The organism is Longimicrobium sp. (genome assembly GCA_036387335.1).
Classification (GTDB): Bacteria; Gemmatimonadota; Gemmatimonadetes; order Longimicrobiales; family Longimicrobiaceae; genus Longimicrobium.
The window spans coordinates 38967-51946 of sequence record DASVTZ010000217.1 but is presented as its reverse complement, the minus strand read 5'-3'; the positions used below and the strand labels follow the sequence as shown (position 1 = coordinate 51946).

Sequence of the window (12980 nt, the reverse complement as noted above, 5' to 3'; positions counted from 1 at the left end):
CATGGCGCGTGCGAATTGGCGCGCACCAACCTGACGGCGCGCACCGGACGCCGGCCTGCCCCCGTACCCCCCTGGAGGTCGAGATGGCGGACATCAACGTCGAGCGGAAGCGCAGCGGACCCAACTTTCTCCCGTGGCTCCTGGGCCTCGTCCTCCTCGCCGCGCTGATCTGGGGCGCGATGCGCTTCATGGGCAACGACGACGACGAGACCACCACCCCCACGACGACCGAAAGCACGACCACGACGACGTCCTGAGGGCCCCCACCCCCAGCGTCGCTCCGCGACGCATCCCCCTCCCCCAAAACTGCCTGGGGGAGGGGGTGTTTGCATGGATCTCCGCGGAGGCGCACGGATCTCGCACGCCCGCCTCCGCACGCCGATACCCGGTAGGGGCGGACCTGCGTGTCCGCCCACCCTCGCCTCCGCCCCGATCCCCGCCCATCGAACCGGATCCTCGTAGGGGCCGCCCCACGTGGCTGCCCGTGCCGGCCGCTGCCCCGCCCCCCGCCCACGGCACCGCACCCCCCGAAAAACGAAGAAGGCGCGGAACCCTCTCCGCGCCTCCTCCTGCGTCTCTGCGCCTCTGCGTGAGGCCCCGCGGTTTACCGGCTGAGCCCCACAGTCACGCCAACGTGGAAGCTCAGCATGTCCGTGTCGCTGCGCGTCGGAAAGAGCGTGACGGAGCCGTCCGGGTTGTCGACGATGTCGCCCTCGCGCAGGTACTCGGCGCGGCCGGCGTTGCGGTAGGTGGCGCCCAGATCCAGTGAGATCGGCGCCGGCCCGCGGCGCAGCGGGATGTAGAGCCCCGCGCCGCCGCCGTACGCAAAGGTCACGTCGTCGAAATTCGTCGTGCTGGCGAACGGCTCACCGCTCGCGCTCCCCTCCAGCGACGACGAGGTGAAGAGGTACGAGACCCCCACGAAGCCGTGCGCGTACGGCCGCAGCGTCCCGTTCGGCGTGCCGATCTGCGGGCCCACGCCCAGGAAAGCGACGTTGTTCGTCGTCACCAGGTCGGCCAGGATGCGCCCGCCGACCGTGGGGCTGAGGAGCACGCGCTGCCGCTCGTAGCCGTAGGTGATCGCCTCGCCATCCACGCGAATGCCGATCAGCCCGTCGCGGTCCAGCCGGTGGATGTAGTGCACGTTCCCGCCGAAACCGGACTCCACGAACTCACCGAACTCACCCTGCGGCCTGGCGAGCTCCAGCCGTCCGCCGAGGTAGCCGCCGGTCGGCCGGCGCGGGCCCCACTCTTCTTCGCGATCGTAGTCAGGGTCGTCGCAGTCGTGGCGGCAGTGCTGGGCGTCCGCGGAAGCGGGAAGAACGAGTACGGCGGCGAACAGCAGTGCGAGGATGGAGGAACGCGAGCGCATGGTGCCTCTGAGGGTCGTACGGTGGATGAATCCGGTGCCGCCACTCCATAGGGCAACGCGGGTGCCGAAATCCGCCATTTGCGCAAGCGATTGCGGCGTTTCATCTTGCCCGCAAAGCCCCCGAAATGGCTCCGCACCGCTGACCCACTGAGTGGACAGTGTGACACACCGCGCGATGACGAAACGCACCCCGAACCCACACCCCACGAGGACGCGATGGCGGTCGAGATCACCGGCAGCTACGCCGGCAACCTGAAGACGGAGCTGCGCCACGGCCCCTCCGGCGCGCAGCTCAACACCGCCGCCCCGCGCGACAACATGGGCGACGGCTCATCGTTCTCTCCAACGGACCTGCTGGCGGCGTCGCTAGCATCGTGCATGGTGACCACGATGGCCATCGTCGCGCAGCGCGAAGGCATCCCCTTCGCCTCCGCCGAGTTCATCGCCGTCAAGCACATGCGCGCCGACCCACGCCGCGTGGACGCGATCCCGGTGCGCATCCGCATGCCCGCGAGCCTCACCCCCGAACAGCGCGCCCGCCTGGAGCGCGCCGCGCACGAGTGCCCCGTCAGCCGCTCGCTGCTTCCGGAGATCAAAAAGGAGGTCGAATTCGAGTACGCGGACTAGCGGGACCTGCTAGCCGCGTTCCGGTGGCTGAGTCCCCTGGTCGAGCAGATGAAGCTGTTGATGGTACGCGTACAGCCGGTCGCGTGACCTCCCGGTGATTTCGCGGGCGATCCCGAGCTGCTCTAGCCGCTGGAGTGCGCCGCTGACGGTCGGCCACGCGATCACGAGCTCTTTGACGGCACGCGGAATGGAGATGATGACCCGCTGCCGCAGGTACTCGTACACCCGGGCGGTAGACGCCGAGGCACGCCCCAGCCTCATCACGCGCCGCTGATCCTCCTCGAACAGCGTGCGCAGCGCCAGCGAGGTATCGGCCGACTGCCGCGCGACTGCCTCGACGCCCACGAGGTAGAAGTGCATCCACCCCTCCCAATCGCCATGCGTGCGGACGCGTTGGAGCGCATCGTAGTAGTCGGCGCGGTTCTCCTTCAGGTAAAGGCTGAAGTAGAAGAAGGGCTGCGTGAGCAGGCGCTCGGTCATGAATACGAGGCTGATGAGCAGCCGCCCGATCCGTCCGTTCCCATCCAGAAAGGGGTGGATGGTTTCGAACTGCACGTGCGCCAGCCCCGCCTTCAACAGGGGTGCGGTATGCCCGTGCTCGTCGTGGAGGAAGTTCTCCAGGTTTGCGAGCGCAGCCTGCATTTCGTGAGGCGGCGGCGGCACGAAGCGGGCGTTGCCGGGGCGCGTCCCGCCGATCCAGTTCTGCGTGCGCCGGAACTCCCCGGGATTTCGCGCGCTGCCCCGCCCCTCCTGCATCAGGACGCCGTGCATCTCGCGGATCAGCCGCAGGCTCAACGGCAGCTCGCCTGATCTGATGCGGTGAAGGCCATGGTAAAGCGCCGCGACGTAGCGCGAGACCTCCTGCACGTCGCTCAGCGGCGTTCCCGGCGCGGCGGCGTTCTCATACTCCAGAAGATTCGAGAGGGTGGACTGGGTGCCCTCGATCTGGCTGGACAGCACCGCCTCCTTGCGAACGTACATGTACAGGAGGCGGTCGGGATCCATCGTGCGCGTGACGCCCTCCAGCTGCCCCACCGCGTGGACGGCTTCCTCGTAGATCCGCGTGAGCTCCGGCGTGAACTCAAGCGGAGGAGATGGAGGAAGCGGCGCCGGGATGAAGGCCGAGAACCCTTCTGGCCCGGGCTGCTGCCGCACCCAGATGCCTGCTCTACTCATGGGTCTCGTCCGGGCTGGATGTTCTGGACCGATGCGCTGCGGACCCGCGAACCTTTGATAAGGACGCACGTTATTAAAGGTTAGCGGCTGAACCGTTAATACCGCAATGAACTCACGCAAGGTTTGATCGCGCGGACGCGTGTCAGCCCTCGGCGCCGCTGAACAGCGACGGCTCCGCTGCCAGCGCGGCGATGCGGCGCTGGGCGACGGGGAGGGCGTAGCCGGAGAGATCGGCCGGGGTGGCCCAGGCCCAGGCGTCGTAGTGCAGAGGGCGCGGATCGCCGGTGAGGAGGGTGCAGCGGACGGCGTGGTAGCTGGCGCGGACGTGGGTGAAGGCGTGCTTCACCGTGCCGATGGCGGCTCCGGCGCGCACCTCCAGCGCCAGCCCGTCCCGCACCGCGCGCTCGGCGGCGGCGGCGACGCTCTCGCCGCGGCGGCGCACGGCGGCGGGGAAGGCCCACATCCCGCCCAGCCGCGCATCGACGGGGCGGCGGACGAGGAGGGTGCGGCCGTCGTGCTGGACGACGGCGACGGCGGTGTCTTCGTGCGGCGTGGGCTTCGCTTTTTTGGGAGCGGGGCGCTCGGCCTGGGTGCCGTGGCGGAAGGCGCGGCAGTGCTCGCGCACCGGGCAGTCGCCGCAGAGCGGCGCGCGCGGAACGCAGATGGTGGCGCCCAGCTCCATCACCGCCTGGTTCACGTCGCCGGGCCGCGCGCCGGGGGCGAGTGCCTCGGCGAGCGACCAGAGGGTGGGCTCGGCGGGGGCCGGGTCGTCCGTCCAGCGGGCGAAGACGCGGCGCACGTTGCCGTCCACCAGCGCCTCGCCGCGGCCGAACGCGATCGACATCACCGCGCCCGCCGTGTAGCGCCCCACACCGGGGAGCGCGCGAAAGGCGGCCGGGTCGTCGGGGACGCGGCCGGCGTGGAGCTCCGCCACCTCGCGGACGGCGCGGTGAAAGTTGCGCGCGCGCGAGTAGTAGCCGAGCCCCTCCCACGCCGTGAGGACGTCGTCCAGGGGAGCTTCGGCGAGCGATCGGAGGGTCGGAAAGCGGTCGAGCCAGCGGGCGAAGTACGGCTTCACCGTCTCCACGCGCGTCTGCTGGAGCATCACCTCCGAGAGCCAGACGCGGTACGGATCGGGGGTTTCGCCGGGCGGGGTGCGCCAGGGGAGGTCGCGGCGGTGGGCGTCGAACCAGGCCAGGAGCCGCTCGCGCAGGCGGGGCAGCTCGCCGGCGGGGAGGGGCTCGCTCAGTCGCGCACCCAGAGGTAGGTGAGCCGCTTTCCGCGCACCTGGGCGGCCGGGTAGCTGTACTCGGTCAGCGTGGAGGGGATCACCCAGAGCCGCGAGTACTGGAGGCTCACCGCCACCGTGCCCTGGGGCTCGGCGAGCTCCACGCAGTGCGGGCCGGGGCTCTCCGGGCCGGCGGAGAGCACCGCGTTCCCGCCGCCGTGCGACACGGACGCGCGCTTGCGCCCCTTCACCGCGGGGCCGGTTTCCAGGCACACGGTCGTGCCCGTGCCCTCGCGCGGATCGATCGACACGCGCACCGGGGTCTGCTCACCGCGCGGGCCCGCGGGGTGCGCGGCCGCTCCCGAGAGCACCATCCACAGGGTCGCGATCCCCGCCTGCTTCCACCGGCTCGTCACAGCTCGCATCGGCCTCCAGAGGTCCAGCTTCGTAGAGCGGACGATCCCGTACACCCGGTCCGCCGGTCGGTTCACGAAACTGCAACATTCTGTTACGGAAGGACCGTGCCGTATCTTTCCCGAAGCCATTCTTCCCACGTCATCCGCCCCACGGCGTGCTCCGGCGCGGTGCCGTCGCCGCGGCGCAGGGCGGCGGCCATTCCGCCGGGAAGCGGAAGGTGGATCACCGGCTTGCGGATGCCTCGGGCAGCCTTCCACGCGCGCATCATCGCGCCAAAGCGGAGGACCTGCGGCCCCGCCACGTCGGGCGCGCGCTTCATGGGCCCGGCGGCCACGCACTCCCACAGCGCGTCGGCGAACTCGTCCACGTGCACCGGCTGGCTCTGGAAGTCGCCGGGGACGAAGCCGACCGGGAGCTTCATCATCCCCGCGAACATGGTGTCGATGAAGTCGTGGAACTGGGTGCCGCGCAGGATCGTCCACGGCACGCGGCCCGCCTGCATCTCGCGCTCGGCCGCGAGCTTGTGGCGGTAGTAGGCGAACGGGACGCGGTCGATCCCCACGATGGAGACGTACACCACGTGCCGCACCCCGGCCCGCCGCGCGGCTTCCAGCAGGCGCATCGTCCCCTGCACGTCGGTGCGCTCGGTGTCGCCCCTGGGGCTGCTGGCCGCGTGGATGATGGTGTGGACGTCCTTGACCGCCGCGTCCACCCCCTCGCCGCTGGCCAGGTTGCAGCGCGTCCACTCGTCGCCCGGGCCCGTGGCGCCGCGACCGGTGCCGCGCACGACGTACCCGCCCGCGGCCGCGCGCCCCACCAGGGAGCGCCCCAGCAGTCCGCTGGAACCGGTGACGAGGACGAGCGGGCGGGAAGGATCGGCGGACATGGGACTTGGCTCGGTTGACGGGTGGATGGAACTGCTGGGGAATGGGGAAATGGGGAAGGGGGAATCGCCAGCAACGACGGGTCTCGTTTGCCTGCTGTTCCTGATCCCCTATTCCCTATTCCCTACTCCCTGCCACATACGCTTCCGCCTCGATCTCCACGAGCATCGCGGGGTCGATCAGGGCGCTGACCTGCACCATCGACGTCGCGGGGCGGATCTCGGCGAAGACCTCGCCGTGCGCGCGGGCGACCTCTTCCCAGCGCGCGATGTCGGTGACGTACATGCGCGTGCGGACGACGTCCTCCATCCGCGCGCCGGCCTGCTCCAGCGCGTGGCGGATGTTGCGGAGGGTCTGCACCGCCTGCGCGTAGGCGTCGCCGGGGCCCACGATGCCGCCGTCCGCATCCGTGGCGGTGGTGCCGGAGACGTGGACGTGGGGGCCCACCCGCACCGCCCGCGAGTACCCGACGACCGGCTCCCACGGCGTGCCGCTGGAGATCAGGCGCCGCACCATCAGACGAGCTCCCCGCGCAGGATGGTGATGGCGCGGCCTCCCAGGTGCACGCGGTCGCCGGCGGCGCGCACCCGCACCGTGCCGCCGCGGCGCGACGCCTGGAAGCCGACCAGCTCGTCCCGACCCAGCTTCGCCGCCCAGTACGGCGCCAGCACGCAGTGCGCCGAACCGGTGACCGGGTCTTCCGCGACGCCCACGCGCGGCGCGAAGAACCGCGACACGAAGTCGTACCCCGCCCCGCCATCCGCCCGCGCGGTCACGATCACCCCGCGCGCCTCCACCGCGGTCAACCGCCCGAAATCCGGTTTCAGGGCGCGCACTTCCGCCTCGGATGCGACCTCCACCAGCACGTCGAAGTGGCTGCGCCCCACGTACACCGCCTCCACGCCAAGCGCCGCCGCCAGCCCATCGGGAGCGGGCGCGTCGAGGATCGGCTTCGCGGGAAAGTCCAGCTCGATCCACTCCCCCGCCCTGTGCGCCGTCAGCAGCCCACTGCGCGTGTGGAAGCGCGCCACCTCGTCCTCAGCCAGATGCCCGTCCTCCCACAGCACGTGCGCGGTGGCCAGCGTGGCGTGTCCGCAGAGAGCCACCTCCACCTCGGGCGTGAACCACCGCAGCCGCCACCCATCCTCCTCCGCGTGGAGAAAGGCGGTCTCCGACAGGTTCATCTCGGCGGCCACGCTGCGCATCCATCCCTCCTCGCGCGGCGCGGGCAGGATGCACACCGCTGCGGGGTTGCCGGTAAATGCGCGGTCCGCGAATGCGTCTACCTGGATGATCGGCTGCGGCATGAGAAGCGATCGGGGAGCGGGAGGTGAGTGAAAAGGAAGATAGCCGCCCCGGCGCTATTCGGCACGAGCGTCAAACGGAGCGCATCACGTACCATAAGCGCCACCCGCCGAACGAGATTTCGAGTATGCCGCAAAACAGCTTGCGCGCTGGCGCCAGCTTCACCTAATTTCATCGCACGTCATCCCCGGGGCTATCGCGCAAGCGCTACTCCGGCCCCCCTCGGTCTGCGGGCCGGGGGTTTTTGTTTGCCTGCTGGTGAAAACGCGATGCCCCCCGCCGGCTGGCGAGGGGCATCGTGTTCTTCAGCGGGCCGCCGCTCGCTACACGCGGGCGTGGGCCGTCGTATCGCGGGCCGCGAAGCCGATGTAGGCGAGGCCGGCGGCGAGCACGGCGTGGAGCCAGATGTCGTTGCCGCCGATGGGGACCAGGCCAAAAGTGGTGGGATCGACGAAGGCCATCACCACCAGCACGGCGTAGATCACCGCGCCGATGCGGCCGTAGCCGCGCGATGCGGCATGGCTGCGCGACGCCACGATCCCCCACACGCCGAACGCCAGGTGCACGATGTTGTGGAGGAGGTTCACCGGGAAGAGGCCCAGCAGCTTCCCGGCGGTCTCGTTGTCGGCCTCCATCGCCATCCCGTTGTGTACGAACAGCCCCAGCACACCGACCAGCAGGAACGCGGCCCCAAAGACCAGCGCGCCGGTCTGCGCCATGCTTCTCCTCATCCTTCACCTCCGTCCGGGGTGAATGCCTCCCCTTCCGCGGTATTCCGGAAGCGGAAGGGATCTTGCGAGATGGCGATGCAAGACTCGGGCAGATCCGGGAACATGATCCGAATGCAGAGGGAGGCAGACGATGGCGCGCCACGGCTACGACAACCGCGAGTACAAGGGGATCCAGCAGAACTCGGTGCGCCCGGACTGGGGCCGCCCGCACCCGCTGGACCCCAACTGGGCCGACGGGCACTACCACGGGATGCGGGAGGATCAGGGGAACTGGCAGGGCGCGTACGGCCACTACCGCCGCGAGCACTCGCAGGAGCTGGGCGGGTGGGGCGGCTACGAGGGTCGCTACCGCCAGCCGCCGGGCGGCTTCAACCGTGAGGGCTGGTTCCAGGACCCCTTCGACCGCGGCCCCCACGGCGCGCAGGGGCGCCCGCTGAACGGCATTCGCGGCTACGACCGGCAGATGCGCGGCGACGCCCACGACGGCGGTGTGCGCTACGACAACCAGCACCTCCAGCAGTACAACCGCGACAGCCTGGCCTTCCGCACGGGGCGCGGCTACGACCGGAGCTACGGCTGGGCCCCCGGTGCCCGCGAGATCGCCCGCGGCTACGACGGCAACTACGCCGACCACCTCCGCCATCGCCCCACGCAGGAGCACTCGTACTCCGGCTACAACCGCGGCGGCTTCACCCCCGGCAACCAGCCGCAGCCCGGCTCGCGCGCGAGCAAGCCGAACCGGTAGGGGACGAGGGGCAGGGAAAGAGTCAGAGCGGGAGCCGCTTCGATGCCGAGGCGCTCCCGCTCTGCTTTTCGGCATCAAGGATTCGGGTCAACCACTCTCGCCCGGTGGCTCCTTCCGAAGGGCAAATACCGTCACCAGAGCAACGATCGTGACCCCGATGGTCCCCATTCCTTCGAGAGACTTTCCGCGCAGGGTGACGTACAATCCACCGATCATGCCGACGAGCGCGATCAGGAGCGCCGCCAACAGCCCCCACTCCGAGAGGCGGATCAAGCGGCCCTCTGATGTACGGCGATGGTGTGCCTCGGCCTCAGCCATCGCCACGATGCGGTCCGCGGACCCGGGAAGCACCTGTTCGTACTCGCGGAGGTGCGTTGGCAGAGGGATCGGACCGCTGAACGTCGTGCTGACGCGCGAGACGCGGATCTCACCCGGGAAAAATTCGCCCTGCCGCTCCCGCTCTGGAACGGCAGGGGTGTTCCCGCGCTCGGCGGCGGCTTTCCTATTTTGCTTCGCTCGCCGCCCCGGCATCCACGACTCCGTCCAAGCTCTGGAATGCACGCTCCCAGTCGCCGCGGAGCGCGCGGGCATCGCTCTCGAATCCGCCCGCGAACCGCCCGCGGTCGCGCGCCAGAGTGCCGCCGAGATCGAGGGCGTGCGCCATCCCGTAGAAGAATGCGGATAGTCTCCCTTTCGCGTCCGACTGTCTCGTGCTCATAGTGATTCCTGGTCGATGTGGGGCGCGCACCGGCACCCAGGATACCTGCGCTCCGAAGCTGTTGTCAACACTCTCATTCGTGCACACCAATCGCGCCAAGCCCAGCAACGGCAACGATTTGCACGCTTGCGATCAATCCACGCCAGCAGTGGTTCGGCGGGGGTTGTGGGTAGGCCAGATTGGAGCGGCACGAGCGGTCCAGCGCGCGGGCTCATCGGGGTGTTCCCTGACCCCTGAAACCTAGTCTCACGCGGAGGCGCGGAGACGCAGAGAGAACTGCAACTACATGGCTCACACAGAGACACAGAGACACAGAGAGAACAGATAAAGGCCTCCTCTCTGGCTTGTAGTTCCCTCTGTGTTCTCTGTGTGAGGCTTTTGCTGTTTACTCCGCGCCTCCGCGTCTCCGCGTGAGAAAAGCCGGTCAGAATGCACACTGAGGTCGTCCAAATGGTATCGTGCGGTGTACAGAGCGGGCCGCGCGGCGAGGTGGACGCGCAAGTGCTTCAGCGAGTGGTACTTGGATGTTGATACGATCGATAATCGTGGGTGCGGCGGCGATGCTCGCGCTGGCCCCGGCCGCGGATGCGCAGGCGATCCGCGGGCAAGTGTGGGCGGCGGATGGAGCCGCGACGGCCGGGCTGCGCGTGACGGCGCACGCGGGCGCGTGGGCGGACACCGCGTCCACGGATGCGGAGGGGCGGTTCGCGGTACCGATGCCGGACTCGCTCGGCAGCGACTCGGTGCGGGTGGTGGTGGACGCGGCTGAGACGGCGGTGCGCGTCTTCCACCCGTCCGTGGCGTCGCTTGCCCGCGGAGAGTGGGACGAGGAGGTGCGCATGATCCTGCTGCCGCGCCGCTGGACGATCCGCGCGGGGACGCACGCCGGGGAGATCGTGGAGGTGAGCGCCCGGCGCGGCTTCGCCCCCACCTGCCGGGATTGCAGCAGCGGCTTCTTCCGCCGCGGTGTCCCCTCGCGCGTGGATGCGCGCGTGAGCACGGTCCCGGCGTGGCGGCCGGGGAGCTTTCCGCTACGCGTGGCCTTCGACCACGGGTACAGCTCGGAGCCCATCAGCGCGCGCGACTCGGCCGCCTTCTGGCGCGAGGTGGCCGAGCTGGAGCGCGACCTGGGCGAACATCTCTTTCGGCCGGCGCGCTTCAGCGAGACGGATCCCGTGGACGACGCGCCGGAGGACCTGGTGCTCGTATGGGTCGAGCGGGGTCTACGGTCCGCGGGGCTCGGATCGGTGGCGTACAGCGGCGGCGACATCGGGTACGGCTCCGTGCGGCTGGACGATGCCCTCGCCTTCACCCGGCCCGGCGCGCCGGGGCTGATCGCTCACGAGATGGTGCACACCCTCGGGATCGGCCACACCTGCTCGTGGAACTCGGTGGTGGCGGACGTCAGCCGCTGTCCCGAGCGGCGCGCTCCATCCGCCACGCCAGAGGATGTGGCGTACATCCAGGTCCACCTCACGATGGGCGCCCTGCAGCGCGCCCACGGCGCCCGCTGGGGCCTCGATGCAGCCCTCCGCGGCGAGGAAGAGGTGGAGAACTCGCCGAAGCCGAACACCACCCTCGCACGCTCGGCCGCGCAGTAGCGGCGCGTTCCCGGCCTGCCGCTCCGCGCGCCACGTTACCTACTCGAAGCTTCCTACATCGCCTCGCACCACGCGAGCACCTCGGCGAAGCGGCGGTCCTCCAGGGCGGCGAAGAGGGGGTTGCGGGTCAGCTTTGCCTGCGTGAGCGCCGGGGTGGAGAGGCCGCACAGGAAGCGCGCCCGCCGCCGCGGGGTGCCGAGCGCGACCGGGTGCTTGGCGCACAGCGCGCGAAAGGCGCCGGCGTCGATGGCGCGCTCCACCGGCGGGTGCGGCGGAAGCGCGGGGAAGCGGGTGGGTGTCCTCGTCGAGCACCATGTGCAGTGGCCGCACGGCGCCGCGCGCACCTCGCCGAAGTACTCCAGGAGCACGTTGGTCTGGCACCCGTCGCGCTCCACCAGCTCCACCACCTGTCCGATCCGCTCAACTTCTCCCACCTCGCGCTGGACGAAGCGCGCCTCCAGCTCGCCCGTCAGCGCCTCCACGTCCAGCCGCGGGACGAGCTTGGAGTAGCGCTGGCGCAGGTCGGTCACTTGCAGCTCCGCCAAGCCCTGCTCCGACAGGTACTCCAGCGCGCGCACCACGCGGCCGCGGTCGATGGAGCCCAGCACCGGCTCGTCGGGCTCGATGGTGTAGAGGGTGCGCCCGAACTTCGCCTGCCCGAAAAGAGCGCCGATGAACCGCGCGCGCTCCCCCGAAAAGCGCCCGACGACCTCCGGAAGCGGCGCAAGGAGCTTGGCCTTGTAGCCGGCGTAAAAGGGCGTGCCCTGGCGGATCATCCCCAGGAGCTCCAGGTAGGTGAGCGCCGTGCGCAGGACGAGCTGCCGCAGGTCGTGCTGGTTGGCCAGCTTGAGCTGGGCGATCTCAAAGGTGGCGGGCTCCGCGTCGATCCAGCGGAGGAGGCCGCGGATCGACTCGCGGTCCGGCGTGTCGCCGTACGCGAAGTTCTCCAGCGTCGCTACGTCCTCCATGCTCCCCAGCACCTCGACGGTGGAGTCCAGCCCGTCGCGCCCCGCCCGGCCGATCTCCTGGCTGTAGCTCTCCAGCCCCTTCGGCAGGTTGTAGTGGTAGACGTAGCGCACGTCCGCCTTGTCGATCCCCATCCCGAAGGCGATGGTCGCCACCACGGTGGCGCGGTCGGAGCCCTTCCACCACTCCTGCACCTCGGAGCGGAGCTCGGTATCCATGCCGGCATGGTAGGCACGCGCGGGGATGCCGGCCTCGGCAAGCACCTCGGCGACGCTCTCGGCGGTCTTCTGGAGCGTCACGTACACGATCCCGGGGCCCGGCGCGCGCGAGCGGATGCGCTCCACCAGCACGCGGTCCCGCCCAGACGACGCCACCGGGTGCGTGGAGAGGAAGAGGTTGGGCCGGTGGAAGCCGGTGACCACCGCACCGGCGGGGGCGATCCCGAAGCTGTCGCAGATGTCCTGCACGACGGCGGGTGTCGCGGTGGCTGTGAGCGCCAGGATCCGCTCCACGCCCAGGGTGCGCGCGGTCTCCGCGAGCTTCAGGTAGTCCGGCCGGAAGTTGTGCCCCCACTGCGAGATGCAGTGCGCCTCGTCGACGGCGAAGAGCGAGATCCGCAGGCGCCCGAGCTGCTCCAGGAAGCGCTCGTTGTTGAACCGCTCCGGCGCCACGTAAAGCAGCTTCAGCGTCCCCCCGCGCAGCCCGCGCTCCACCGACGCGACCTCCTGGCGCTCCAGCGAGCTGTCCAGCCGCGCCGCCTCGATCCCGCGCGAGCGCAGGTAGTCGATCTGGTCCTTCATCAGCGCTATCAGCGGCGAGATCACCACCGTCACCCCATCCAGAAGAAGCGCCGGGAGCTGATAGCAGAGCGACTTTCCCCCGCCCGTGGGAAAGACGGCCAGCGCCCCGCCGTGCTCGAAGAGCGCCTCGATGACCTGGCGCTGCCCCGCCCTGAACTCCGGGAGCCCGAATCGCTCGCGGAGGAGCGCCTCGGCGGCCTCCATCGCACTCGGTGTATCGATCGTCGCCATCGCGTGTGTGCTCTCGTGTCGTGTGACGGGAGGTGTCTTTTGCGCAACCCAACATCGTTGCGACGCACCCGGCGCACAATCGCAACGTTCCGCCAGCCGCCGCACGCGCTGCGCGGCAGCAGGCGCGCGGAGATCGGCAGCGCTCCTTTGCGCAAAGACCCGGCTCCGCGACGGCGGAA

General features: G+C 70.0%; 15 protein-coding genes. 4 read left to right on the top strand and 11 right to left on the bottom strand.

Features of this window, described 5'->3' with window-relative positions; genetic code table 11:
* Nucleotides 1-83 precede the first annotated feature (83 nt).
* Nucleotides 84-257 carry a hypothetical protein gene (locus VF647_22440; protein HEX8454854.1) on the top strand — a complete coding sequence of 58 codons (174 nt, stop codon included), beginning with the start codon at nt 84-86 and terminating at the stop codon, nt 255-257.
* A 347-nt stretch (nt 258-604) separates the two neighbouring features.
* Here the strand turns inward: VF647_22440 and VF647_22435 are convergent, their stop codons facing one another.
* Complete coding sequence (locus VF647_22435; GenBank protein HEX8454853.1) at nt 605-1372, bottom strand: hypothetical protein; 768 nt, start codon at nt 1370-1372, stop codon at nt 605-607.
* 216 nt (nt 1373-1588) lie between these two features.
* On the opposite strand from VF647_22435, the gene VF647_22430 reads away from it, so the two are divergent.
* The gene (locus tag VF647_22430; protein ID HEX8454852.1) at nt 1589-1999 is read left to right on the top strand and encodes an OsmC family protein; all 411 of its coding nucleotides are present in this window, start codon (nt 1589-1591) and stop codon (nt 1997-1999) included.
* Between the two features lie 9 nt (nt 2000-2008).
* Here the strand turns inward: VF647_22430 and VF647_22425 are convergent, their stop codons facing one another.
* The 7 genes from VF647_22425 to VF647_22395 all read right to left on the bottom strand — a co-directional run bounded on the left by VF647_22425 (nt 2009) and on the right by VF647_22395 (nt 7740).
* Complete coding sequence (locus tag VF647_22425; GenBank protein HEX8454851.1) at nt 2009-3175, bottom strand: Fic family protein; 1167 nt, start codon at nt 3173-3175, stop codon at nt 2009-2011.
* A gap of 142 nt (nt 3176-3317) precedes the next feature.
* A complete protein-coding gene (gene mutY, locus VF647_22420) occupies nt 3318-4388 on the bottom strand; it encodes an A/G-specific adenine glycosylase (protein HEX8454850.1) in 1071 nt (356 codons plus the stop codon).
* 32 nt (nt 4389-4420) lie between these two features.
* Nucleotides 4421-4828 carry a hypothetical protein gene (locus VF647_22415; GenBank protein ID HEX8454849.1) on the bottom strand — a complete coding sequence of 136 codons (408 nt, stop codon included), beginning with the start codon at nt 4826-4828 and terminating at the stop codon, nt 4421-4423.
* Nucleotides 4829-4911: 83 nt separating this feature from the next.
* The gene (locus tag VF647_22410; GenBank protein ID HEX8454848.1) at nt 4912-5706 is read right to left on the bottom strand and encodes an NAD(P)H-binding protein; all 795 of its coding nucleotides are present in this window, start codon (nt 5704-5706) and stop codon (nt 4912-4914) included.
* Nucleotides 5707-5821: 115 nt separating this feature from the next.
* Nucleotides 5822-6220: a RidA family protein gene (locus VF647_22405; protein HEX8454847.1), complete on the bottom strand. Its 399-nt coding sequence runs from the start codon at nt 6218-6220 to the stop codon at nt 5822-5824.
* The gene (locus VF647_22400; protein HEX8454846.1) at nt 6220-7011 is read right to left on the bottom strand and encodes a PhzF family phenazine biosynthesis protein; all 792 of its coding nucleotides are present in this window, start codon (nt 7009-7011) and stop codon (nt 6220-6222) included. The genes VF647_22405 and VF647_22400 overlap by 1 nt, the downstream gene beginning before the upstream one ends.
* Before the next feature lie 321 nt (nt 7012-7332).
* Nucleotides 7333-7740: a DUF4383 domain-containing protein gene (locus VF647_22395; GenBank protein ID HEX8454845.1), complete on the bottom strand. Its 408-nt coding sequence runs from the start codon at nt 7738-7740 to the stop codon at nt 7333-7335.
* A 130-nt stretch (nt 7741-7870) separates the two neighbouring features.
* Here VF647_22395 and VF647_22390 point away from each other — a divergent pair, with 130 nt between their 5' ends.
* The gene (locus VF647_22390) at nt 7871-8485 is read left to right on the top strand and encodes a hypothetical protein (protein ID HEX8454844.1); all 615 of its coding nucleotides are present in this window, start codon (nt 7871-7873) and stop codon (nt 8483-8485) included.
* A gap of 87 nt (nt 8486-8572) precedes the next feature.
* Here VF647_22390 and VF647_22385 read toward each other — a convergent pair whose 3' ends face one another.
* Nucleotides 8573-9016: a DUF2335 domain-containing protein gene (locus VF647_22385; protein ID HEX8454843.1), complete on the bottom strand. Its 444-nt coding sequence runs from the start codon at nt 9014-9016 to the stop codon at nt 8573-8575.
* On the bottom strand, nt 8988-9203 hold the full coding sequence (locus tag VF647_22380; GenBank protein HEX8454842.1) for a hypothetical protein: 216 nt from the start codon (nt 9201-9203) through the stop codon (nt 8988-8990). Before VF647_22380 ends, VF647_22385 begins: the two co-directional genes overlap by 29 nt.
* Before the next feature lie 524 nt (nt 9204-9727).
* Here VF647_22380 and VF647_22375 point away from each other — a divergent pair.
* Nucleotides 9728-10804 (top strand): hypothetical protein, encoded by a 1077-nt coding sequence (locus VF647_22375; GenBank protein ID HEX8454841.1) that lies wholly within the window; start codon nt 9728-9730, stop codon nt 10802-10804.
* Nucleotides 10805-10857: 53 nt separating this feature from the next.
* Here VF647_22375 and VF647_22370 read toward each other — a convergent pair whose 3' ends face one another.
* Nucleotides 10858-12801 carry an ATP-dependent DNA helicase RecQ gene (locus VF647_22370; GenBank protein HEX8454840.1) on the bottom strand — a complete coding sequence of 648 codons (1944 nt, stop codon included), beginning with the start codon at nt 12799-12801 and terminating at the stop codon, nt 10858-10860.
* Between the last annotated feature and the right edge of the window lie 179 nt (nt 12802-12980).

Bases quoted from the DNA above. Each gene is read 5' to 3' on its own strand.
- VF647_22430 (HEX8454852.1), top strand. From the start codon at position 1,589: ATGGCGGTCGAGATCACCGGCAGCTACGCCGGCAACCTGAAGACGGAG.
- VF647_22405 (HEX8454847.1), bottom strand. From the start codon at position 6,220: ATGGTGCGGCGCCTGATCTCCAGCGGCACGCCGTGGGAGCCGGTCGTC.
- VF647_22400 (HEX8454846.1), bottom strand. From the start codon at position 7,011: ATGCCGCAGCCGATCATCCAGGTAGACGCATTCGCGGACCGCGCATTT.
- VF647_22380 (HEX8454842.1), bottom strand. From the start codon at position 9,203: ATGAGCACGAGACAGTCGGACGCGAAAGGGAGACTATCCGCATTCTTC.
- VF647_22415 (HEX8454849.1), bottom strand. From the start codon at position 4,828: ATGCGAGCTGTGACGAGCCGGTGGAAGCAGGCGGGGATCGCGACCCTG.
- VF647_22370 (HEX8454840.1), bottom strand. From the start codon at position 12,801: ATGGCGACGATCGATACACCGAGTGCGATGGAGGCCGCCGAGGCGCTC.
- VF647_22385 (HEX8454843.1), bottom strand. From the start codon at position 9,016: ATGCCGGGGCGGCGAGCGAAGCAAAATAGGAAAGCCGCCGCCGAGCGC.
- VF647_22390 (HEX8454844.1), top strand. From the start codon at position 7,871: ATGGCGCGCCACGGCTACGACAACCGCGAGTACAAGGGGATCCAGCAG.
- VF647_22395 (HEX8454845.1), bottom strand. From the start codon at position 7,740: ATGAGGAGAAGCATGGCGCAGACCGGCGCGCTGGTCTTTGGGGCCGCG.
- VF647_22375 (HEX8454841.1), top strand. From the start codon at position 9,728: ATGTTGATACGATCGATAATCGTGGGTGCGGCGGCGATGCTCGCGCTG.
- VF647_22410 (HEX8454848.1), bottom strand. From the start codon at position 5,706: ATGTCCGCCGATCCTTCCCGCCCGCTCGTCCTCGTCACCGGTTCCAGC.
- VF647_22435 (HEX8454853.1), bottom strand. From the start codon at position 1,372: ATGCGCTCGCGTTCCTCCATCCTCGCACTGCTGTTCGCCGCCGTACTC.
- VF647_22440 (HEX8454854.1), top strand. From the start codon at position 84: ATGGCGGACATCAACGTCGAGCGGAAGCGCAGCGGACCCAACTTTCTC.
- VF647_22425 (HEX8454851.1), bottom strand. From the start codon at position 3,175: ATGAGTAGAGCAGGCATCTGGGTGCGGCAGCAGCCCGGGCCAGAAGGG.